21 protein-coding genes are annotated in these 23071 nt (G+C 67.9%); 11 read left to right on the plus strand and 10 right to left on the minus strand.

Annotated features, from left to right (window positions below):
* Positions 1-37: 37 nt before the first annotated feature.
* The 9 genes from O9271_RS16020 to O9271_RS16060 all read right to left on the minus strand — a co-directional run bounded on the left by O9271_RS16020 (position 38) and on the right by O9271_RS16060 (position 9096).
* Positions 38-1390, minus strand: coding sequence for a TolC family protein (locus O9271_RS16020; protein WP_298271882.1), 1353 nt, complete (start codon positions 1388-1390; stop codon positions 38-40).
* A gap of 132 nt (positions 1391-1522) precedes the next feature.
* Positions 1523-2176: a TetR/AcrR family transcriptional regulator gene (locus O9271_RS16025; protein ID WP_298271885.1), complete on the minus strand. Its 654-nt coding sequence runs from the start codon at positions 2174-2176 to the stop codon at positions 1523-1525.
* Positions 2177-2264: 88 nt separating this feature from the next.
* Complete coding sequence (locus tag O9271_RS16030) at positions 2265-3527, minus strand: MFS transporter (protein WP_298271888.1); 1263 nt, start codon at positions 3525-3527, stop codon at positions 2265-2267.
* Positions 3528-4577, minus strand: coding sequence for an NAD-dependent epimerase/dehydratase family protein (locus O9271_RS16035; protein ID WP_298271890.1), 1050 nt, complete (start codon positions 4575-4577; stop codon positions 3528-3530).
* Between the two features lie 2 nt (positions 4578-4579).
* On the minus strand, positions 4580-5752 hold the full coding sequence (locus O9271_RS16040) for a twin-arginine translocation signal domain-containing protein (RefSeq protein ID WP_298271892.1): 1173 nt from the start codon (positions 5750-5752) through the stop codon (positions 4580-4582).
* 10 nt (positions 5753-5762) lie between these two features.
* Positions 5763-7142, minus strand: a complete 1380-nt coding sequence (locus tag O9271_RS16045; protein WP_298271895.1) for a dipeptidase — start codon at positions 7140-7142, stop codon at positions 5763-5765.
* Between the two features lie 59 nt (positions 7143-7201).
* A complete protein-coding gene (locus O9271_RS16050; protein ID WP_298271897.1) occupies positions 7202-7966 on the minus strand; it encodes an alpha/beta hydrolase-fold protein in 765 nt (254 codons plus the stop codon).
* Between the two features lie 84 nt (positions 7967-8050).
* Positions 8051-8587: a GNAT family N-acetyltransferase gene (locus O9271_RS16055; RefSeq protein ID WP_298271899.1), complete on the minus strand. Its 537-nt coding sequence runs from the start codon at positions 8585-8587 to the stop codon at positions 8051-8053.
* Positions 8588-8595: 8 nt separating this feature from the next.
* Complete coding sequence (locus tag O9271_RS16060) at positions 8596-9096, minus strand: DUF411 domain-containing protein (RefSeq protein ID WP_298271901.1); 501 nt, start codon at positions 9094-9096, stop codon at positions 8596-8598.
* Between the two features lie 240 nt (positions 9097-9336).
* Between O9271_RS16060 and ccoN the strand changes: the two genes are divergently transcribed.
* The 9 genes from ccoN to O9271_RS16105 all read left to right on the plus strand — a co-directional run bounded on the left by ccoN (position 9337) and on the right by O9271_RS16105 (position 17997).
* The gene (gene ccoN / locus O9271_RS16065; protein WP_298271904.1) at positions 9337-11601 is read left to right on the plus strand and encodes a cytochrome-c oxidase, cbb3-type subunit I; all 2265 of its coding nucleotides are present in this window, start codon (positions 9337-9339) and stop codon (positions 11599-11601) included.
* The gene (locus tag O9271_RS16070) at positions 11601-11795 is read left to right on the plus strand and encodes a cbb3-type cytochrome c oxidase subunit 3 (protein WP_291263557.1); all 195 of its coding nucleotides are present in this window, start codon (positions 11601-11603) and stop codon (positions 11793-11795) included. Before ccoN ends, O9271_RS16070 begins: the two co-directional genes overlap by 1 nt.
* A 3-nt stretch (positions 11796-11798) precedes the next feature.
* Positions 11799-12374, plus strand: a complete 576-nt coding sequence (locus O9271_RS16075) for a cbb3-type cytochrome c oxidase N-terminal domain-containing protein (protein ID WP_298271906.1) — start codon at positions 11799-11801, stop codon at positions 12372-12374.
* A gap of 7 nt (positions 12375-12381) precedes the next feature.
* Complete coding sequence (ccoG, locus tag O9271_RS16080; protein ID WP_298271908.1) at positions 12382-13821, plus strand: cytochrome c oxidase accessory protein CcoG; 1440 nt, start codon at positions 12382-12384, stop codon at positions 13819-13821.
* Entirely contained in the window at positions 13818-14327 is a 510-nt protein-coding gene (locus O9271_RS16085) for a FixH family protein (protein WP_298271910.1), read from the plus strand. The genes ccoG and O9271_RS16085 overlap by 4 nt, the downstream gene beginning before the upstream one ends.
* Positions 14324-15055, plus strand: a complete 732-nt coding sequence (locus O9271_RS16090; protein WP_298271913.1) for a sulfite exporter TauE/SafE family protein — start codon at positions 14324-14326, stop codon at positions 15053-15055. The genes O9271_RS16085 and O9271_RS16090 overlap by 4 nt, the downstream gene beginning before the upstream one ends.
* Positions 15045-17540, plus strand: a complete 2496-nt coding sequence (locus tag O9271_RS16095; RefSeq protein ID WP_298271916.1) for a heavy metal translocating P-type ATPase — start codon at positions 15045-15047, stop codon at positions 17538-17540. Before O9271_RS16090 ends, O9271_RS16095 begins: the two co-directional genes overlap by 11 nt.
* The gene (gene ccoS, locus O9271_RS16100; RefSeq protein ID WP_298271918.1) at positions 17537-17680 is read left to right on the plus strand and encodes a cbb3-type cytochrome oxidase assembly protein CcoS; all 144 of its coding nucleotides are present in this window, start codon (positions 17537-17539) and stop codon (positions 17678-17680) included. Before O9271_RS16095 ends, ccoS begins: the two co-directional genes overlap by 4 nt.
* A gap of 83 nt (positions 17681-17763) precedes the next feature.
* Positions 17764-17997 carry a hypothetical protein gene (locus O9271_RS16105; protein ID WP_298271920.1) on the plus strand — a complete coding sequence of 78 codons (234 nt, stop codon included), beginning with the start codon at positions 17764-17766 and terminating at the stop codon, positions 17995-17997.
* 47 nt (positions 17998-18044) lie between these two features.
* On the opposite strand, the gene O9271_RS16110 is transcribed toward O9271_RS16105, so the two are convergent.
* Positions 18045-18608: a Uma2 family endonuclease gene (locus tag O9271_RS16110; RefSeq protein WP_298271923.1), complete on the minus strand. Its 564-nt coding sequence runs from the start codon at positions 18606-18608 to the stop codon at positions 18045-18047.
* A 244-nt stretch (positions 18609-18852) separates the two neighbouring features.
* Between O9271_RS16110 and O9271_RS16115 the strand changes: the two genes are divergently transcribed.
* Both O9271_RS16115 and O9271_RS16120 read left to right on the plus strand, forming a co-directional pair.
* Positions 18853-20004 carry an alpha/beta hydrolase gene (locus O9271_RS16115; protein WP_298271925.1) on the plus strand — a complete coding sequence of 384 codons (1152 nt, stop codon included), beginning with the start codon at positions 18853-18855 and terminating at the stop codon, positions 20002-20004.
* On the plus strand, positions 20001-23057 hold the full coding sequence (locus tag O9271_RS16120) for a hypothetical protein (protein WP_298271927.1): 3057 nt from the start codon (positions 20001-20003) through the stop codon (positions 23055-23057). Before O9271_RS16115 ends, O9271_RS16120 begins: the two co-directional genes overlap by 4 nt.
* The last annotated feature ends 14 nt before the right edge of the window (positions 23058-23071 follow it).

Genomic DNA, 23071 nt, shown 5'->3' on the forward strand with positions numbered 1-23071 from the left:
GGGGGTCGGGGTTGAAGGGCGCATGGTCGGTATTGGTTCAGTTGGGAAGCGCACGCAGGGCGGCGGCGCGTTCGAGTTCCACCACCCGGGAGGCGTAGGCGAAGCGGCTGATGACGCGATTGAGCGCGGCGGCGGTGGCACTGGAGCGCGCGCCGAAGAACTCCACCTGCGTGGCCAGCCCTTCCGCGAAGCGACGCTGCACAAGGGCGAAGGCGCGTTCCGCCGAGGCGGCACGGTCATCGGCCGAAGCCAGCATGGCGCGGGCGGCGTGTACCGCGTCCACGGCATTGCGCACTTGCACGCTCACCGCGCGGACCGCTTCGCGCTGCCGGTATTGCGCCTCCACGCGCGTGGCCTGGGCCTGCTCCCGCCGTGCCGCGTCCTGGGTGCCGTTGAAGAGGTTCCACGAGAGCACGAGCGAGGCGATGCCCACGTCGTTATCGCGGTCGAACCGGTAGCGGTTGCCCTGCACGCCATAACTGGCGGCGAGGCCGACATTCGGCAGAAACGCCGCCGCCGCGGCGCGTTCCTGCGCACGGGCGATGGTGATGCCACTCGCACTTTGCGCAAGTTCCTCGCGGCGTTGGAGCGCCGCCGCCACGAGCACGTCCCCATCGGTGAGGCGGGCGGCGAGCATGGTGCTGTCGTCAACGAGGGCGATGGGCGCCTCGTCGGGCGCATTGCGCAGCAGGTTGAAACCACGTCGGGCGGCGTCACGCTGCCGCCGGGTGTCTTCCAGCTGCTGCTGCAGTTCGCTGCGCTCGGCGCGGGCGCGCAGGAGCACGTCGGGCGTGGCCTGTCCGTTGGCGATCAGGCGCTCGCTCACCCGCAGGTTCTCGTCGAGCACCGGCACGGTGGCCTCGAGCGTTTCGACGGCGCGGACGGCGGTCGCGTACCCCAGCCACGCCTGCTGCACATCGGCGGCGAGTTGCCGCATGGCGGCGCGCCGCGCACTCCCCACCAGATCCCGCTGGGCCCGCGCCGCGGCGCGGGCGGCGAAGAGCGCGTCGTTGAAGACCGGCAATTGCAGCTCGAGCCTGGTCTCCTGCCGAAACGGCAACGTCGCGGCGACATCGGTGGGGAAACGCTGCTGACCCAGCAGCTGATTGAGGGCGCCGTAGGCCGGATTGATGAAGTCGCCGATGTTCACGACGCCGCTGAACTCCGAGTAGCGGGCGTTCACCCCCAGCGACGGCAGCAGGCGGCCGTTGGCTTCGCGCATCCCGGCGTCGGCGCGGCGGAGCGCTTCCCGCTGCTGCGCCAGCGAAAGGTTCTCGCGGAGCGCCTCATTGACGTAGCCGTCGAGCAGTTCACGCGCGGTGCCCGGCTGCTGGGCGGCCACCGGCGTGGCGGCGAGCGCGGCCAACAGGGCGGCGGCGAGCAGCGCCACGACGGTTGCGGTAACCCACGGACGACAAGGCGTCGGTTTGGTGTTGAACATCGCTATTTGGACTAACAGTGTTAAGTAAACGGGCCGAAAGAAGGGCGCCTGAGCGCCCGGTGAGCAGCGAGCGCGGGGCGGTCAGCGCGGGTGGCGAATGGCGCCTCGAATGAGCGTATCGCACATGGTGCGCACGGTGAGCCGCGGGTCGTTGAGCACGATGTGCGGCACCTGACAGTGCGTGTACCAGAGCGCGATCACACCGTGGATGCCGCCCCAGAACATCTGGGCGAGCTCGACGGGGTCGGTGAGCTCCGGCCGGTACAGGCCTTTGGCGATGCCTTCCTGAACCGTCGCGTACAGGAACTGGTAGGCGTCTTCGTCGGGCGTCTTGAAGCCGTTGCCGTGGGCATCGATGCGCTCATGATCTAATGGTGTCATAAACATGAATCGATACTGGCTGGGATTTGCCATGGCGAAATCCGTATAGGCCAAGCCCATGGCCCGGAGCCGGTCTACCGGATTCTCGATGCGCCCGATGCTGAACATCGCCTGGCCGAGCGCCGAAAAGTCGGCCATGCACAGCTCGACGATGAGCGCGTCCTTGTCGCGGAAATGATGGTAGATGGCCGTGGGGGTGTAGCCGATCTTCGCCGCGATGGCCCGCATGGTGGTGGCTTCGACCCCCTCAGTAACGAACAGCTCGCGCGCCGCGTCCAGGATGGCCTGGCGCGTTTCGGCCTTCTGCCGTTCCCGGCGGGCCAGCGATGCGGTGCGGATGACGGAGGTGGTCACAACGGAAGGGTACGTCGTTCACCTAACGCTGTCAAGTCAATTGGATGGACGGCGGACTGCCGAGTGGCGGATGCACGGAACTCGCCGTTCAGCCCTTTTCCATCCGGACGTTTCGCCGCCCCAGCCAGTACGCCACGCCCAGCCAGAGGAAACTCATGGGCGCCGCCATCAGGGAGATCGTCCCCGCCGCCAGTCCAGCCGCCGACAGCCCCGCATACGACCACGCCCCGATCTGATCGCCGCCGCGGTACACGAACGTATCGATGAAGTTCTTGGCCTTGTAGCGGTCTTCCGGCGGCACCACGGTAAACAGCACCTCCCGCGCCGGTCGGCCGAAGGCGTACTCCCCGGCCCGCCGCAGCACCTGGAAGAGCACGAACACCGTGAGCGTGCCCCACGTCCCCAGGGCGGTGAAGCCCACCAGGCTGAGTACGGGCATGATCGCCAGCGTCGCCCCCACCCCCACCCACTTGATCACGCGCCCCGTAACGAACAGCTGCGCCAGGATGGTGAGGCTCTGCACCACCGTATCGATGGTGGCGAGAAAGGCCGTGCGGGCCTCGCGATCGGCGTAGCGCGCGCCCACGATCTCCGCCTGCTGGAAGTACAGCACCGTGGAGCCGATGGTGAACAGCAGCATGTACGCGCAGATGCCCAACAGATACGGGCTCGTGAGGACGTGCGTGATCCCTGCCAACGACGAGCCACCCACCGACTTGTCGGCCGCATCGCGGGCACGCGTGTCGTCGCGGAAGCTGGGCGGGAAGCGCTTCGCCGCCTGCACGGCACACTCGAGCAGCACCACACTCATGACCATGAGCACCGGCGTACCGACCACCTGTGCCAGACGCGAGGTGAGAAACGCACCGGCGAGTGCGCCCAGAGTACCGCCCACGCTGATGAAGCCGAACAGCCGCTTCCCCTGATCGGGGCGGAAACTGTCGGCCATGAACCCCCAGAACACCGAGGGGATGAACAGCGAGTAGATGCTGGTGAGGATCCAGAACGCCGGGCCCAGGTAGGGCTCCCACGCCGGCGGGCCGTACTTGATGATGGCCGCGAACCCCAACAGCAGCGCAATGAAGATGCGATAGACGACGGGGATGAAGCGCCGCACCGGCAGCCGCGCCACGATGGCCGAATACACGGGATTCATGGCCAGCGTGGTGAGCAGCGTGCCGGTGAACAGCCACGGCAGCTTGTCGGTCCCCGCCGCCACGCCGGCCGCATCGCGCACTGCCCGCAGAATGAAATAGCTGGCGAGCGCGAAGAAGAAGTACGTGGCGGCGAGCAGGGTGGACCGCTCTTCGCCCGGCTCGACCGTGCCGAGCCGAGAGAGAAGGCGCTTCACTCAGCGACCAGCTCTGGCGCGCCACTCCGCCAGCACCTGCTGCTCCTTCTCCGGGGCAAGGCCGGCCTTGAGCTGCGCCTGTCGTTCGGGGGACTGCTGGTGGAAGTAGGTCAGTGTGTCGCGCGCCGTGACCGCGAGCGGGCGGAAGGTGAGCCCCGCCTTCACCGCCTTGCTGATGTCCATGCGGGCCCAGCCAGCGCTGTTGCCGCGCGGCGGCATCCACACGGGCAGGTCGGCGTAGGGGCGCAGCTTGCGCTCGAGCAGGAAGTCGGCGTCCACCCAGGTGAAGCGGGTATCGCTGGTCGTGACCGCCTTGCAGCCGTACAGCATCTCGCTCATGGTGAGGCCGTACTGCGGGCCCACCACGTTGTAGGTCCCGGTGGCATCGGCTTCGCACAGCCGGATGATGAACTCGGTGAGGTCGCGCTGATCAATGAAGGCCACCGGATCATCGGGAGTGCCGGGCGCCAGCATCTCACCACCCTGCTCCACGCGAATGGGCCAGTACGAGAAGCGATCCGTGAGATCGCCCGGGCCCACGATGAGCCCCGGGCGCACGATGAGCGCCTTGCGCTCGCCGAAGGTGGCCTTCGCGTCCATCTCGCCGCGCACCTTCCGCTCGCCGTAGCTGGCATCCTTCTCGGTGGCATCGGGGGCGGCCGGCGGGTTGAGCTGGTCGACATCGGCTTCACTGATGCCGATCTTCGCCCGGTTCTTGTACGTGCTGAGGGTGCTCACGAACACGTACTTGCCCACGTTCGGCGCCAGAACGGCGCCGGCCTCACGCACCCAGCGCGGCACCTGCACCGGGTTGTCGATCACCACGTCCCAGGTGCGACCTTCCAGCGCCTTGTAGCCACCCGGCGCATTGCGATCGCCGATGAGCTTCTCGACGGTTGGGAACAGCCCCGGATTGGTACGGCCGCGATTGAACAGGGTGACCGTGTGGCCGCGCGCGAGCGCGTACTCCACCTGATGCGGCCCGATGAATCCGGTGCCGCCGAGAATGAGAATGCGCAGCGGCTTGATTGGCGTGTTGTGGGTAGCCATGGTCAGTTTCCCGTCTTCGCGTGCCACGCGGCCAGTACCGCCTTTTCCTTCTCGGGTGCGATGCCGGCCCGCGCCTTCTCCTGCTCCACCGCCGGACGGGTCTTGTACCAGTCGAGCGTGCTCCGGGCCGTATCCGCGAGCGGGCGGAAGGTGAGTCCCGCGGCGTAGGCCTTCTGGCAATTCACCTGCATGAAGCCGAGGGTGGGGCCCATGGCGGGTTGCCACACCGGCATCTCGCTCCAGGCGCGCACCTTCTGCTCGGCGAGGAACTCCGCCGGCACCCACGTGAATCGGGCGTCGCTCGTGGTGACGCTCTTGATACCGAGCAGCATCTCGGCGATGGTCGTCGGCCCCTTGGGGCCCGTGGCATTGAACGTACCCAGCGTGTGGTTCTCACCGGTCCGCACGATCCACTCGCTCAGGTCGTGCACGTCCACATACTGTACGGGATCGTTCGGCGTGCCGGGCGCGAGAATTTCCCCACCCTTGTCGATACGCACCGGCCAGTAGCTGAAGCGGTCGCTCAAGTCTCCGGGGCCCACGATGAGCCCCGGGCGCACGATCGTCAGCTTGTTCTCGCCAAACTGCGCCTTCGCTTCGAGTTCGCAGCGCACCTTGTTGGGACCGTAGGCAGCGCCGTCGTTGCTGGCCCAGATGGCTTCCGCGCCAGGTGTGTGCAGTGGGCCGTTCTCGTCCATCCCCGGCTTCGAATAGTCGCTGAACACCGAGATCGTCGACACGAACACGTACTGCCCCACCCGCCCCTTGAGCGCCACGCCCGCATCGCGCACCCACGCTGGATTGCGCGTGGGGTTGTCGATCACGACGTCCCAGGTACCCTGCTTGAGACCATCATGACCGCCGGCCACGTTGCGATCGCCGATGATGCGCGGGACCGTGGGGAAGAGCCCCGCGTTGGTCTTGCCGCGATTGAACAGCGTGAGCTTGTGCTGGCGCGCGAGCGCGTACTCCACCTGCTGCGGCCCAATGAAGCCGGTGCCACCCAGAATGAGAATGCGCAGCGGCTTGGGCTGTGCGTCGCCTGTTTCGGGGCGATACGCGAGTGGGCGCACCCCGTCGGCGGTGAAGGCCTCGGCCACGGCGGGGAGGCCGAGCCCCACCGCGCCACCGAGCACGGCGGACGTCTTGAGAAACTGCCGACGGTCGAGCGTCATGGGACTCCCTTCAGGGCGTGATCTTCCGGTCGAGCTGCTGGATGGTCTTCGTGGACGCCGGGCGCTCCTTGCGGAGGCGCGCGGATACTGCTTCAGCCCGGGCGAGGGCGCGCAACACATTCTCCCCGGCGAGGCCGCGGAGTTCCGCTTCGGTCCAGCCGCGCTTCACGAGCTCGGCCAGCAGGTACGGATACTTCGACACGTCCTCGAGCCCCTGCACCGTTTCGGTGATGCCATCGTAGTCGCCACCCATGCCCACGTGCGCGGCACCGGCGACCTGCTTGATGTGATCGAGATGGTCGGCGACATCGCTGATGGTGGCGATGGGCGTGGGGTTGCGTTCGCGCCAGGCGGCGGCCGCCTTGAACTGCGCGTCGTTGTCCCCCGGATACCGCTTCGCGATGGAGTCGCGCACAGCCGTGAGCGCCGCCCCGTGATTGGCCACCGTCTGCGATACGAAACCGGGCACGAAGGTCACCATCACCACGCCGCCATTTTTCGGCAGGCGCGCCAGAATGCTGTCGGGCACGTTGCGCGGCACGTTGGTAATGGCGCGTGCACTCGAGTGGGAGAAGATCACTGGCGCTTCGGTGGTGGTAAGCGCATCGCTCATCACGCCGGGCGACACGTGCGAGAGGTCCACGAGCATCCCCAGCCGGTTCATCTCGCGCACCACTTCGCGCCCGAAGTTGGTGAGGCCACCGTGCCGCTGGCGGTCGTTGGCCGCGTCAGCCCAGTCGAGGGTGACGTTGTGCGTGAGCGTCATGTAGCGCACGCCCAGATCGTAGTACGCGCGCAGCGCTCCGAGTGAATTCTCGATGGCGTGCCCCCCTTCCATGCCCAACAGCGACCCGATCTTCCCCTGGGCGTACGCCTTGCGCACCTCGGTGGCCGTGAGCGCGGGCGTGAACACATCGGGATAGCGGGCAATGACGCGACGGGCGATGTCGATCTGTTCGAGCTGCACGCGCGCGTAGCCGCTGTCGCGGATGTCGCCGGGGATGTACACCGACCAGAACTGCCCGCCCACCTGCCCCTGCCGCAGCCGGGCAATGTCGGTCATGCCTCTCGTCGTGCGGCGCAGGTTGTACGCCTCCACGTCGAGCGGCTTCTCCTTCTCCTCGCGCATGGCCCACGGCAGGTCATTGTGCCCATCCACGAGCGGCGAGAGGCGCAGCAGCCGGCGCACGTACGCCAGACGCACCTCGAGCGAGGCATTGCGGAGGTCCTGCGTGGCCTTGCTGGTGGCGGCGGGCTTGCGGGCGGGGGCCTGTGCCGCGAGCGGGGCGGTGGCGATCGCGGCCGAGAGCGCCAGGGTGACGGCGGTGAGCAGCGCAGTCGTGAGTTTGGGGTTTGTGTCATGGGTTACGGGTTTGCGCCCACGACCCATGCACGCGAACTCACACCCCGAAACGGATCGGTCCAAAGCCGGCTCGTTCGTGATCTCCGTCAGCATCCCAGTCGCTCCAGATAATGCGGGAGCATCTTGCGCCACCACGGCCAGTCGTGGTTCACGTCGTGCCCCCACAGGTCGAAGATGTGGCCGATTCCCTTGCGGTCGAGCAGATCATGGAAGTCGCGGGAGTAATCGGGACGCTCATAGGCGCCCTGACCACTCACGATGGCGATACGCGAATGGTGCCGCAGCTGATCGAGCGCCCACCCTTCCACATTCGCCACGAACCACATGGGATTGTTGAAGTAGCAGTTGTCGTCGGAGTAGCCGTGGAAGTAGCTGGGCGACAGGTCGAAGAACCCGCTCATGCCAATGGTGCCGCCAAACAGGTCAGGACGACGGAAGAACGCATTGGCGGCGTGGAAGCAGCCGAAGCTGGCCCCGGTGGTGAGGGCGCGGGCGCCACTGTCGCCGCAGATGTGGCGAATGAACGGCGCCACTTCCTCTTCCACGTAGTGTGAATAGAGTGCCTGACGCCGTGCGCGTTCCGGCACGGGCAAGCCACGATCCATCCACGCGAGGCGGTTGATGCTATCGATCGAGAAGACGCGGATCCGCCCCTGCTGCAGCAGCGGCTCGACGGCCTTGATGAGCCAGAACCGCTCGTTCTCGAGAAAGTCGGCGGCGGCGGTTGGGAAGAGCAACACCGGCTGACCGCGCCAGCCGTAGCTCACAATGGGCATCTCGAGACCGAGTGCCGGACTGCGCCACCGGTCGATGCGCCGGGGCAGATGCGGATCCACGAACTGAGGAGACATCCCGGTAAGCTCACCCCCGGGTGCTCCCCCGGCCAGTACTGGCGCGCGCCGGTCTTCGGGGGCTCCGCCGGCGTCAGTTGCCGATCAGAGGGCCTTGGTGAAGCAGAACTTGCGACCGATCGACAGCTCGGAGCGCGAGATCGACCGATACCGGGCGATCTTCTCCGGGTAGATCTCGATGCTGGTGAGCGTGTAGCCCATGCGGAGGAACAGCGCTTCGGCGAGGGAGATGGCGAAGATCTCCCGGTGCCCCCGCTCGCGGGCCAGATGCTCGGCGGCCGTGATCAGGCATTGCCCCAACCCCTGCCCCTGCTGGTCCGGCGCCACGGCCAGCGACACGATTTCGGCCAGCGACGGCGCATATTCGTCGAGCGCCACCTGTCCGCGGATGCGCCCGTCGGCGCCGCGAACGACCTGGTAGTCCTGCAGATGCGCCGTGACGAACGTCTCGCTGCGCATCAGCGTGAGGCCGTCGGGCGCGTACAGGTTGTTGAGGGCCACGATGGCCGGAATGTCCGCTTCGTCGGCGTGATGCACCACGACGTCGCCCACCCGGAACTCGGGAAGCGGCCGAGCCGGCACCGCCGGCTCCCGCTCCACCACCCCTGCGTCCGGCGACATGCCCCCGGTCACCGCGACGCGTAGACGCGCGTCTTGCCGGCCTTGTCGAACAGCAGCACGTCGTAGCGATCCTTGCGGCCGCCCTGCTCCATGCCGGGGGACCCCACCGGCATCCCCGGCACGGCCAGCCCACGGCCAGCCGGCTTCTCGGCCACCAGCTTCGTGATCAGGTCGGCCGGCACATGCCCCTCAATGGTATAGGGGCCGATGCGGGCGGTATGGCAGGACCCCAGCGCCTCGGGGACCCCCAGCGACGCCTTCACGGTGGCCATATCGGCGGTGTCGCGGACGGTCACGGTGAACCCGGCCTTCCGCACGTGCGCCACCCACTCCTCGCAGCAGCCGCAGTTGGGATCCTTGTAGACGACCATCGTGCGTTCCGGTGGCTGCGCCATGGCGAGCGCGGGGCGGGCGATGATCAGGCCGCCAACGGTAAAGGCGGCAGCGCGAAAGAAGTCGCGGCGGGAGTGCGGCACCACCGCTCCGGACGGCGAGAGAGGAGAGAGCATACCGCACAGTATAGCGTCCGGCCCAAGCCCGGCTCCTCTCTGCGCCTCGTCGCGTGCTGCGCCTCCCCGACCCGCCCGAACCGTAAGTCGCGCAAGCACTTGTACTGGGCGGTCCAAGTCCGACCTCCCTATCGGGTTTTCCCCGACGCATTCCCATCACCCTCCTGACGGAGTGGCGCCTGGCGAAGGCCTAGACTCTCCATCGCACTGCTCAAATCCCACACTCCCAGAGGGAATTCGATGACCCCCGCAACCAGCGTGGCCGCCGCAGGCGCCGCCCCACGCGTCTCCGGCGTCGCGCTCGACCGCTTCTCGTATGACGACGCGATCGTCCGGAAATTCCTGTTTGCCACGCTCATTTGGGGCGTGGTCGGCATGGTGGCCGGCCTGCTGATCGCGCTGCAGCTGGCCAACCCGATCTTCAACCTCGGCCTCGAATGGACGTCCTTCGGGCGCCTGCGGCCGCTGCACACGAACGCGGTGATCTTCGCGTTTGCGGGGAACGCCTTCTTCACGGGGTGCTACTACAGCACCCAGCGTCTGCTCAAGGCCCGCATGTTCTCCGATGGCCTGAGCAATTTTCACTTCTGGGGGTGGCAGGCGATCATCGTCTCCGCCGCCCTCACGCTCCCCTTCGGCTTCACGCAGGCCAAGGAGTACGCGGAGCTCGAGTGGCCCATCGACATCGCGATTGCGGTGGTGTGGGTGGCCTTCGCGGTGAACTTCTTCGGTACGTTGGTCAAGCGCCGTGAGCGCCACATCTACGTGGCCCTCTGGTTCTACATCGCGTCCATCGTCACGGTCGCCATTCTGCACATCTTCAACAACCTGTCCGTCCCGGCCGGGTTCCTGAAGAGCTACAGCATTTATGCCGGCGTGCAGGACGCCTTCATGCAGTGGTGGTACGGCCACAACGCCGTCGCGTTCTTCCTCACGACGCCGTTCCTCGGGCTCATGTACTACTTCATGCCCAAGGCCGCCGAGGGGCCGGTGTTCAGCTACAAGCTGTCCATCCTGCACTTCTGGTCGCTGGTGTTCATGTACATCTGGGCCGGCCCGCACCACCTGCACTACACGGCGCTCCCCGAGTGGGCGAGCACGGTGGGCATGCTCTTCTCGGTCATGCTCTGGGCGCCCAGCTGGGGCGGCATGATCAACGGCCTGCTCACCCTGCGCGGTGCGTGGCACAAGGTGGCGCAGGATCCCATCCTCAAGTTCTTCGTCGTGGGCGTGACCGCCTACGGCATGTCCACCTTCGAAGGGCCGATGCTCTCCATCAAGAGCGTCAATGCCCTCGCGCACTACACCGACTGGATCATCGCGCACGTGCACACGGGCGCGCTGGGCTGGAACGGCTTCATGACCTTCGGCATCGTGTACTGGCTGCTGCCGCGCGTCTTCCAGGCGCCGGTGTTCAGCAAGAAGGCCATGGAGCTGCACTTCTGGATCGCATCGGTCGGCATCGTGCTGTACGTGGTGGCGATCTACAGCGCCGGCGTCACGCAGGGGCTCATGTGGCGCGCGTTCGACGAAACGGGACGCCTGGCGTACCCCGACTTCGTCGAGACGGTGCTCAAGCTGATGCCCATGTACTGGATGCGCGTGGCGGGCGGCACGCTGTACATCGTCGGCATGGTGCTCTTCGGCTGGAACATCTTCAAGACGTGGGCGAACCGGCCGGCCACGTACGAGGTGCCGGTCATCGAGGCGGCGCCATTGGCCAAGAAGTACGTGGAGGAGCACCCGGTCGTGCCGGCGAACGGCCTCTGGGCGCGCTTCAATCAGGTGCAGTGGCACCGCGCGTGGGAACGGGCACCGATGCTCTTCACGGTGCTCACCACGTTGGCCGTCATCGTGGCCTCCCTGTTCGAGATCCTCCCCACGTTCCTCATCAAGTCGAACGTGCCCACGATTGCGAGCGTCAAGCCGTACACGCCGCTCGAACTCGCCGGCCGCGATCTCTACATCGCCGAAGGGTGCTTCAACTGCCACTCCCAGATGGTGCGGCCGTTCCGCTACGAAACCGAGCGCTTCGGCGACTACAGCAAGCCGGGGGAGTCGGTCTATGAGCACCCGTTCCTCTGGGGCTCGCGCCGCATCGGTCCCGACCTTGCGCGTCAGGGCGGCAAGTACCCCGACCTGTGGCATGTGCGGCACTTCGAGAACCCGCGGGCCGTCACGGCCAAGTCGATCATGCCGGCGTACGCCCACTTCCTCCGCAAGCCGCTCGACTTCGACGGCATCCAGAGCCGCGTGGACGCGATGGCCATGGTGGGTGTGCCCTACGGCGATGCCGTGAACAAGGCCCCCGGCATGGCGCGCGAGCAGGCGAAGCAGATCGCCGCCGCCATCAGGGAGCAGGGCGGACCCGATGGGCTCGAGGACAAGCAGATCGTGGCCATGGTGGCCTACATGCAGCGGCTCGGCCGTGACATCAAAGTGACCGCCACGGCAAGTGCCGCGCCCGCCCAGGCGCCCGCACGCGTGAATGGAGGGACCAACTGATGAAGCTCTCCGACATCATGTCGCACGCGCAGCTCTCCTTCTACACCGAAGTTGCCCTGGTCCTTTTCCTCGGCGTGTTCATCGCCGTCACCATCCGCACCTTCATGCCGTCGCGCCACCGGGAGATGGAGGTCGCCTCCCGGTTGCCGCTCGAAGACGATGTGGTGCTCACTCCCCGCACCGCGGAGCGCTGACCCATGGCCGGACCCACGAACGACGACATCCAGGACAAGCTCCTGGACCACACCTACGACGGCATTCAGGAGTACGACAATCCGATGCCGCGGTGGTGGCTGCTGACCTTCGCCGCGACCATCGTCTTCTCCGTCATTTACCTGTTCAACATCGGGCCGGTGGGGAGCGGCAAGGGGCGCATTGCCGACTACGAGGCCGACATGGCCGCGTATGCCAAGGCGCACCCGGCGCCCACGGGTGGCGACATGAGCAGCGACCAGCTGCTGGCGCTCGTGAAGGACGAGGAAGCCATGGAGGAGGGGAAGGAGACGTACACCGCCTACTGCGCCTCCTGTCATGCGCCCGATGGCGGTGGCCTCATTGGCCCCAATCTCGCGGATGCGTACTGGCTGCACGGTGGCACTATGGCCGACATCTACAAGACCGTCACCATCGGCGTGCTGGAGAAGGGCATGCCGCCCTGGGGGAAGACGCTCAAGCCCGAGCAGCTCTCCGCGGTGGTGGCGTACGTGAGCACCCTGCAGGGAACGACACCGGCCAACCCGAAGGCGCCGCAGGGAAACGCGGTCACACCGTGAGCCAGCCGTGAGCACCACCGCCGTACCACCGGGGCTGGGGAGGCGCGTCCTCCCCACCCTCAACGAGGATGGGACGCGTCGCTGGATCCGCCCCAAGCCGTCGCACGGCGCGTGGTGGCGCCGCCGTCAGGTCGTCGCGTACCTCCTCATGGCGATCTTCTTCGCCGCGCCCCATCTGCGCCTTTTCGGCAAGCCGGTCTTCCTCATGGACCTGCCGCGCCGCGAGTTCACGCTCATGGGCTACACATTCCTGCCCACCGACACGCTGCTGTTCATGTTCGCTCTGGGCAGCCTCGTCATTGGCATCTTCCTGGTGACGGCGTTGTGGGGGCGCGCGTGGTGCGGCTGGGCCTGCCCGCAAACCGTCTACCTCGAGTATCTCTTCCGCCCCATCGGCCGCTGGTTCGATGGCGGCTACACGCAGTCGCGTGCCCTCGACAAGCAGGGAGCCTGGTTCACGCCGCGGCGGCTGGGCAAGTACATCACCTTCTTCCTGCTGGCGCTCTTCGTGTCGCACACGATGCTCGCCTTCTTCGTGGGTACGCCGCAGTTGTACGAATGGATGCTGAACTCGCCGGCCGAGCATCCGAGCGCATTCTTCTTCGTGGTGCTCTTCACGGGCATCGTGTGGTTCAACTTCACGTATTTCCGCGAGCAGACCTGCCTCATCGTCTGCCCGTACGGCCGCTGGCAGTCGGCGCTCATCGATCGGCAGTCCAAGATCGTGGCGTACGACTACGTGCGCGGTGAACCGCGGGCACTGGGCGCGAAGCAACGCGATGCCAACGCCGGCGATTGCATCGACTGCAAGGCCTGCGTGCAGACCTGCCCCACGGGCATCGACATCCGCAATGGTCTGCAGATGGAGTGCGTGCACTGCACACAGTGCATCGACGCCTGCGACGAAATCATGACGAAGATCGGCAAGCCCACAGGGCTCATCCGCTATTCGTCGCAGGACGAGATTGCCGGCAAGCCCAGGCACCTGCTGCGGGTGCGCACCATCCTGTATCCGCTGGTGCTGGCCATTCTGCTGGGCGGGCTGGGGGCGACCATGTACTACAAGCAGGCCGCCGACCTGACGGTGCTGCGCGGCCTCGACGGGCCGTTTGCCATGGAAGCCGACGGCCGCGTCTCCAACCAGATCCGCGTGAAGCTCACGAACCGCCGCAGCACGGACATGGCCTACAGCATCGTGCTCGACCTGCAGGGAGCGAGCGACCTCACGGCCAACGACATCACCGTGGTGGCGCCGGAGAACCCGCTGCGCGTGCAGGCCGGGGCAACCCGGGCCACCAGCGTCTTCGTGCTGCTGCCCACGCGCGCCTTCACGAACGGCGAGCGCTTCATCACCATCACCGTGTCCGACGAGCGCGGCTACCGGGAGTCGGTGCGGTACCGGCTGCTGGGTCCGGCCACCGGCACCTCCGGGAGTACCAGGCAATGAAGGCAGGCATGGGGTGGCCCATTGGCGTGGCCACGATTCTCGCGTGCACCGTGGTCGCGAACGTGGTGGTCATGCGCATCGCCAACGATGATCCATCGTTCTCGGTGGAGCCCGACTACTACCGCAAGGCGGTCAACTTCGACGCCACCATGGCGCAGGAGCGGCAGAACCTCAGCCTCGGCTGGGGGTTCGATGCCGTGATCGACTCCATCGGGACATCCGGACGGACGCGCCTGGCGGTACGGCTGCGTGATGCGTCGCAGTCGCCGCTCACCGGGGCGCGTGTGGCGGTCATGGCGCGCTTCAATGCCCGCGCCAACGATACGCTCACCGCGCTGCTCACGGAGGAAGGTCCCGGCGTGTATGCGGCCACACTTCCCATCACGCACAGCGGGGAGTGGGAAGTGCGCGTGGATGCCACGCACGGCAGCCAGCGATTCTCCACGAGTGCGCGGGTCACGGCCGTGCACGCGCTCGCCGCCGCCATGGAGCCGGCACGCCGGTGATCGCCACCGGGGTGGGAGTGCTGGTGGCCAGCCTGGTGGGCAGTGTCCACTGCGCCGGCATGTGCGGCGGCTTCGTCTGCTTCTACGCCGGATCGGCGAGCGGCAACGAACCCGCCGCGTTGCGGGCGCACGCCATGTATAACGTGGGGCGCCTGGCCTCCTACCTGCTCCTCGGCGCCATCGCGGGGCTGCTCGGCGCCGGTGTCTCGCGCGCCGGCGCGATGGTGGGCGTGAGCCGCGCCGCTACCCTCGTGGCCGGGACGCTCATGGTAGGATGGGCCATCAGCACCATCGCCGCGCAGCGCGGCCTCTCCCTGGCGGCCCCGCGCGCGCCGCAGGCGTGGCAGCGGGCGCTGGGACGCGTGCTGCACGCCGTACGCGAGCAGCCCATCGGCATGCGGGCCGGCCTCACGGGGCTCTTCACCACGCTGCTGCCCTGCGGGTGGCTCTATGTGTTCGTGGCCACCGCCGGTGGCACCGGCAGTGTGACGTCGGCCATGGCCACCATGGCGCTGTTCTGGGTGGGAACGGTACCGGCGCTCGTGGCGGTCGGCATGGGCGCGCAGACGCTGCTGGCGCCGTTTCGGCGCCGCCTGCCGGTGTTCAGCGCCGCCGTGGTGCTGATCATGGGATTGCTCTCCATGTCGGGGCGATTGCTGCCGCGCGCGGCGGCCTCACACGAGCGGCACATGGCCACCACGCCCACGGAGCATATCCATGGCCACTAACACCCTGCGACTGAGCGGTGCGACGACGGGCATTGGCGAGACCGTCCTGTGTGCGCATTGCGGCTTGCCCGTCCCCGAGGGACTTGTGGACGACGCAGCCGAACGGCAGTTCTGCTGCACCGGGTGCCACACGGCGTTCACCATCCTGCATGAACACGGCCTCGACTCGTACTACGGCTTTGCCGAGCGCCGCGAGGCCCCGGTGCGCGCCTCGGGGCGCAGCTACGAGGAGTTCGATCACCCGGCGTTCGCGCAGCTGTATGTCACGCGCACGGCCGAAGGGCTATCGCGCACAGAGCTGTATCTCGAGGGGGTGCATTGCGCCTCGTGCGTCTGGCTCGTGGAGCGCATGCCGCTGCTGCAGAACGGCGTGGTGCGCGCCGAGCTCGACGTGCGCCGCTCGCTGGCGGTGGTGGAGTGGGATGCCGAAGCCACGCCGCTGTCGGCGATTGCGCGCGCGCTCGACCTGCTGGGGTATCCGCCGCATCCGTACCGCGGTGTGGCGCGGGCCGACATGCGACGGCGCGAGGACCGCGCCATGCTGGTGCGCATCGGCATCGCGGGCGCCATCGCCATCAACGTGATGCTGCTCGCCCTCGCACTGTACTCCGGTGAACTGAACGGCATGGAGTCGCGCTTTACCACCTTCTTCCGGTGGATGAGCTTCGCGGTTACGGTGCCGGCCTTCATCTGGCCCGGGCGCGTGTTCTTTACCGGGGCGTGGGCGTCACTACGCACCAAGTCGCTGCACATGGATCTGCCCATCGCCATTGCCCTGGCGGCGGGATTCGTGCGGGGCGCCATCAACACGGTCACCGGCGAAGGCCCCATCTACTTCGACGGGCTGGCGCTGCTCATCTTCGCGTTGCTGGTGGGGCGGTTCCTGCAGCAGCGTGGGCAGCGCATGGCCGCCGACGCGGCCGAACTGCTGCACGCCCTTGCGCCCAGCACCGCGCGCATCGTCGATGCGGGGAGTGCGAGCGAGCAGGTGCGGGACATCCCCACCGCCGCGCTGCTGCCGGGCATGGTGCTCGACGTGCGCGCCGGCGAGACGTTCGCCGCGGACGGCGTGGTGGTGCGTGGCAGCTCCAGCGTGAACGCGGCGCTGCTCACGGGAGAATCACGCCCCACGTCGGTGAGCGAAGGGACCACCGTGTACGCCGGCACCCTCAACGTGGCGGCCCCACTGCGCGTGCGTGTGGTCGAGGCGGGAGAAACCAGTCGCATTGCCAAACTACTGCGGCAGGTGGAGGAAAGTGCACGCCGCCGCGCGCCCATCGTGCAGATGGCGAATCGCCTGGCGGGCATTTTTACCGCCGTCGTGCTGGTGGTGGCGGTGGCCACCTTCGCCATCAAGACGCAGCTCAATGCGGGCGCAGCGCTCGACGACGCCATCGCCCTGCTCATCGTGACGTGTCCGTGTGCGCTCGCGCTGGCCACCCCGCTGGCCATCACGGTGGCCGTGGGACGGGCAGCCGGCAACGGCATGCTCATCAAGGGAGGCGACGCGCTGGAGCTGCTGGCCACACCCGGTACCCTCGTGCTCGACAAGACCGGCACCATTACCGAGGGGCGCACGGCCCTGGCGTCGTGGTCGGGACCCGAGTGGGTGAAGCCACTGGTCCTCGCGCTGGAGGAGGGCTCCTCGCATCCCCTCGCCGACGGCTTCCGCCGAGCCTGGCCCGGCCTCGCGGTGCCGGTGGTGGAGCAGTCGCGTCACGTGGTGGGCGGCGGGCTGGAGGGGGTGATTGACGGGCGCGTGGTGCGCATCGGCTCGCCGCGCTTCGTGGCCGAGGGCACGACGCACATCGCGCCCACCATGACGGCGGCGCTCGACACCATGGATCGCACCCTGACACCCGTGCACATCGCGGTGGACGGGGAGTTTGTGGCGTTGGCCGGCATGGGCGATCGCGTACGCGATGACGCGTTGGCGGCGCTGCAGGCACTGCGGGCGCGCGGCTGGCGCACGGTAATGCTGAGCGGCGATGCGACCGATGTGGTGGCCGCCGTGGGACGGGCGCTCGACTTCGACGCGGCCGATGCCATCGGTGCCGCGTCGCCGGAGGACAAGCTGGCCTTCGTGGAGCACTGCAAGCAGCGGGGCACCGTGGTGATGGTGGGCGATGGCGTGAACGATGCCGCCGCGATTGCCGCAGCCCATGTGGGCATCGGCGTGCACGGCGGCGCCGAGGCGTGCCTGGCCAGCGCCGACATCTACCTCACGCGTCCCGGACTTTCCGCGCTGGTAGAGCTCACCGAAGGGGCGCGCCGCACCATGCGCGTCATCCGGCGCAACATCGGCTTTTCCATTGCGTACAACCTCATCGGGGCGGGGATGGCCGTGATCGGGATGCTCACCCCGCTCATTGCCGCCGTGCTCATGCCAGCCAGCTCGATTACCGTCGTACTGGGCAGCTGGTACGGCCACACCTTCGCCCGCCGCTTGCGCGGCGGGGCGACCACCACGGAGTTGACGGCATGAGCGTGATCTTCATAGTGCTACCCCTGGCCATCCTCATCGTGGGCGCGGCGGTGGGGGCGTTCGTCTGGAGCGCCCGGAACGGCCAGATGGATGATCTGGAAACTCCGGCCGTGCGGATGCTGCGCGACGAGGGGCGGTAGGGGGAACGGGGTCGGAGACGCGTGATGCCGGGAATCTTCTCCGTCATCTTGTCCCGTCCGGCCGGGGAGCGGACATTTCCTCCATGTCTACTCCTGATCACCTCGTCTCCTCCCCGACTGACGGCGGGGAGCGCCGGCGCAATCCCCGGCTGCGGGAGCTCGTCGACGAAATGCTGGCGTCCATCCGCGCCGCCACCAACGCCGATCTCTGGTCGCCCGAGGAGCGCGCGGCCTATGAGGCCGACATGGCGCGCATCATGGACAGCGTGCGCCAGCAGGCATTGGGCGGACCGGCGGCGCGGGCGCGGCTGGAGTAGCGCGCGGGGCGGCGCGCCGGACGGCGCGGGGGGGCTGACACCCACCGCTACGCTGGCCCGACCACCTCGGTGAAGAACGGATCCAACACGATCACGAAGGGCGCGATGGCGCCCGCCGGCTGCCACACCAGCTCCTCCGTGTGGATGCTTGGTCGTTCCTCGCCTGGCATCCAGCGCTCCACCAGACGCGAGTCGAGATCCACGATCCAGTACTCGATTCCCGCCCGCAGGTATCGCTCGCGTTTCACCACGCGATCGAACCGCGCGGTACCCGGTGAAAGGACTTCCACGAACAGGAGCGCCTGCGCGCGCTCCTCGTAGGTCCGTGGCCGCCGCCCCTCCACCAGGGGCACCACGTAGAGGTCCGGCTGAACCAGTGTTCGGACGTCGAGCACCCATTCCGATGGCGCGACGAACACCGTGCCCACCCCGGCCGGGCGCACCAGCCCTTCCAGCAAGACGTTCAGCGCGGATACCGCGCCCTGGTGTGCGAGTCGCGGCGTCGGGCTCACCAGCAGCACCCCATCCACGCACTCGTACCGGTGCGACGGGTCGTCGGGGAGCGCCTGAACCTCGGCAGCGGTCCAGAGGCGATCGGCAAGGACGGGCATGGCCATAGTGTGCAGACGCGACGAGAGGATTGGCAAGCGGGCATGACGGTACGCTGTCACCGGTACGGGCGCCGTGTGTCATCCAATCGACGCACGTCGTGCCAATCCGACGACTGGCAAGCGCCACTGGTCGCTGTTCATGCACCTGGCCCAGGCCGCGCCGTGCCGCGGCGATCGCGCCTGCTGAGCGTTCTCGTCAGGGATTCCCGCTCACGCCCCGGAGCGCGCGCCCTAGCTTGGGAGCATGAGGCTCGCATCCCTTCGTGCCGGGTGGCTGGTGGCCGTGGCGCTGCTGCTGCCGGCCTGCCGCTCGATGAGCCGCGCCACACCCCATGTGTCGGGGGTCGCGGATACGGTCTTCTACGTGTCGGCGCGCGCGCGCGCCGAGGGGCGGGATTCGCGCGAGCGCGCGCTGGCGCTCGAATACGGCATGGCCGTCATGCAGCGCCACCGGGGCACCCCCGAAGACCGTGGGGTGGGCCGCGACATCGTGGATAGCGTCCTGCTCGATTCCGCGCGGTTCGTCGAGCAGCTCCGGACGCGCGTGCAGGTGCAGCGCGCACCACTCGACCTGGCGATGCTGTATGTGCACGGCATGGGCACCTCGTTGCACGAGGCGTGGCAGTACACGGCCGCCGCGTCGGTGCAGAGTGGTACGCAGGTACCCTGGATCGTCTTCTGCTGGCCGGTCAGCGGTACAGGCGTGAGTCGACCGCAGCCCCATGCGTTCTTCACCGCCGGGTACCACCGGGACGCCGCCATGGCGGACAGCGCCGGGGCGGCGTTCGCTCTGGCATTCAGCGTCGTGCGGACGGCGGTGCCGAGTACGCAGCTGGTGGTGGTGTCGCACTCCCTGGGGGGCCAGCTGGTGGGGCGGGCACTGCACGAGGACAGCACGCTGCGCGCAGGGCTCGAGCAGGCGCCGCTGCGCGCCCTGGTGTTCGCCATCCCCGACGTGAACGCCCAGGCGTTCAACGACACGCTGGCCCCGGCGCTGCGCTACACGGCCGCCCGGCGCGTGGTGTACGTAACGCGCAACGATCGCGCGATGATGATCGCGCGCCGCATCAACGGGACGCCGCGTGCCGGCTTGCGGACAGATGACGACTGGCGTGCTCCCGATTCGGCGCTCGTGGAAACCGTGGACGTCACGAACGCGGCCACCACCGAGGGGTGGTTTCAATCGCGCTTCGGCAGCCACCACGCCATCAAGCGCAAGACCGGGCTGCTCGTGGACCTGGTCGTGATCGTCGGTGCCCTGCGCGACGCCACCTGCCGATCGCGCGGAGGCTTTGGCGAGGCCGACGCCGACGGGATCTGGCGACTGCAGCGCGTGGTGCCAACGACCAGCGACCTGCTCGCGTGCCCCACCATGTACAATGGAGCGCCACGATGAGGCGCGCCCTGCGCATCACGCTCGTGGCCGCCAGCCTCACCGTGCCGACGGCGGCGACGGGACAGCCACCGACGCGACTGCCGGCCGACGGCGGTACCACCTTTTCGCTGGGACAACCCGGGGTATGGCTGCCAACCGGCGGTCTCTCCACCGGGATCGAACGTCGCGAGGGGGAACGCGTCACGGTTACCGAAGTGCGCGGTGGCATGTACGTCGAACTACTCAGCCGTGTGCTCGGTCTCGGTGGCCTTCATGCCGAGGGGTACGGTGGGCTGCTCGACACCCGCTTCAACGGCGGTGTGCGCCTGCGCGCCGTCTCGCCGTTCCTGCGACTCGGCATCGGCGTGGACTACAGTGGACTGGACAAGCAGGTGCGGCCGCTCGTGTCGTTCACCCATCCGGTACGTCGTGGTGGCGTGCGTCACGATGGCAGCATGATGCGCATCGATTATCGCGGTGGCCCCGAACGCATGATCACCGTAGGGGTCGATGTGCCGTTCCTGCGGAAGATTCCCCTCGGGACCACGCGCCCGCGTGAGGATCGCGTGGTGCTCCGCGATCGCGCGAGTCCCGAGGCGCCGCTGCCCGCGGGGCGCGCGGCCATGGCGGCAGCACTGGACAGCGCTCGTCAGGCGGCGCTCCGCATTCAGGAACTCGTCGTGCCCTGGGCCGACCATACGGGCGGCGGCGGCGCCGCCAGCGACACCGCCGTGGTGCAGCGGCTGCGGCGCATCGGCGCGCTGGCGCGTGGCACCACGTTGGAGGTCGAGGTCCGGCGGTGGCACGCGGCGCTCGATGTGGCCTTCTCCGCGGCGCTGCACAACGGGTCCGACGATACGGCCCAGGTCACCCCCGCAGGGCGGCGGGCCGCCGAGGCGGCACGCGACGTGCTGCTCGACGAAGTGATCGTGCCCTACGACCGTCTGCTCGGTCAGGCGAAGGACCGCGACACCACGCGCGATTTCGCCCTGCTGGCCCGCGGCGCGTTCCTGCGCTGGCTGCACGTGCAGGGCGGCATGCCGCGCCAGGCCATGCCCGATGCCCTGGGCGTGTTCGGTGAGGTGCTCGACATCGTGGAGGAGGTGCGGCGCACCGCGCACGCGCAATGGAACGGCTCCCGTTTCGTGTGGCTCCCGTTGCAGCTCGCGCTGCTGCCGGAGCGACACGACACCCAGCAGGAGCTCGACGCGCTGGTGGCGCGCATGGCCGGCGAACCGGTAACGGAGGGGAATGACATCTCGTACGTGATCAACGAGCAGTTCCAGTACCAGCTGAGCCGCACGGTGCATGCGGCCCGCGAGTACCACGTGCTCTGGACCCACGACTTTCGGGGCAAGGACGCGCGCGGCGATCCCGACGAGATGAGCTTCCGCCATGTCCTGCGCTCCTACCTGGCGGCCATGACGGCGCGCGTGCGCGAGTACGACAGCACGGGGGTCTTTCCCACGTACCTGATCATTCTCGATGAGTGGTTCTATCGCGCCAACACCTCGCGCCTGTGGCTGGACCTGCTCGAGGACCCGCTGGCGCACCGCGTGCGATTGCGGGAGGGGTTCGGTGCCTGGGAGGATTCGCTCGCGGCGGCGCAGCAGGCGCTGCGCGACGCCGTGTCGCGCTCATCGTTGCTTTCGGCGCAGCGCCGGCACTACGGCGAAAGATGGTTGCGATCGCTGCTGAAGGTGCACGTGAACATCACCAATGTCTCCGACCCCTCGTTCACGAGTTGGCGCGTAGCGACGGCCTTTCCGGTGCCCGATACCTGGATGCGTGACCACCGCAAACTGGTGGTGTACGACGTGTCCGAGCGCGACCCCTATCGCGGCGAGTCCATCGTGACCGGTGCCGGGATCGGGGAGCATTACGCGAATCTCTCCTGGGAGGATCGCTCGCTGCTCGTACGCGGACCGGCCAATCTGTCCCTCAAGACGGCGGCCCGGGAGCTGCTCCTGAGTCAGGGGGTGTCCCCCGACCGCATCCCTGCGGTGCTGCGCCCGCTGCCGCTGGCGCCCGACTACGCCGCGCTCGTGGAGCGGAACCGCGGCACCGTGGGGCGCGACCTGCGTGCGTTGCTCCTGCAGAACCGCACCGGATACGCGGACAAGAGCCTCAACGTCACGAAGGCGCTGCTCTACACGCTCATGCCCGCGGGCTCCGTCATCAAGATTCCCGATTCGCTGTGGAACGGGACCTTCTGGGGCAGTGCGCTGCTGGGGGCCGCATTGCGTGGGGTGCGCGTGCTGGTGATTGCGCCCACGCTGGCCAACGCGCCAGCGCGCGCCTTCGGGTCGATGATTCGCAGTCGCGAGCTGCTCTGGCGCTTGGTCATGGCCGAGCAGCTGTTCGGCGACGTCATTCGCCGCGAGGGCGGCCTGCTCAAGGTGGGCTTGTACGCGTCGGAGATTCCCGTGAGCAATGTGCCGGGCAAGATCCTGTCCGTGCGTACCACGCTGGCCCGCGAGCCATGGCTGCGCGACCTGTTTGCCTTCCCGCCCAGTGTGTACGAGGGGCTCGACGAGCTCGCCGCCACGCTTGGGGCGCTGCCGACGCCGGTGCGCGACGGCAACGAGTTCGAGGCACGGGAACGGCCGCTGCTGCATCTCAAGGCCAACTTCATCGCCAGCCGCGAAGCCTGGTCGGTGATGGCCCGCCGCGATTGGGTGGAGCTGACCCGCGAGTTCGTGCCACGCCGCATGTCGCAACTGCAGGCACGTGGCGCCGCCGTGGCCTCGTTCGGCGACACCACCGGTGCCCGCATTGATGTGGGCGGCGACGTGGTGCGCCGCTGGTACGAGGCACTCCCCGCCGCACAACGCGACCGGGTGGTGTTCTATACCCTCATCGGGTCGGCCAACCAGAACGATCGCAGCATGGTCAGTGATGGCGAGGCCTCCCTGCTCATGGCCGGCTGGCCCTCGGTGACTGCCACCATCGATCTCATCTCGCTCATCGGCCAGTCACGCTGGATCGACGATCCCGCCGTGCTCGACCAGCTGCTTCCCCGACGCAGCGCCGTGGCGACACGCATCGCCCACTGGTTCAAGTTCGCGTTCTGATCGCGCTCTGACCG

Source organism: Gemmatimonas sp. (assembly GCF_027531815.1).
In the GTDB taxonomy this organism is placed as follows: Bacteria; Gemmatimonadota; Gemmatimonadetes; order Gemmatimonadales; family Gemmatimonadaceae; genus Gemmatimonas.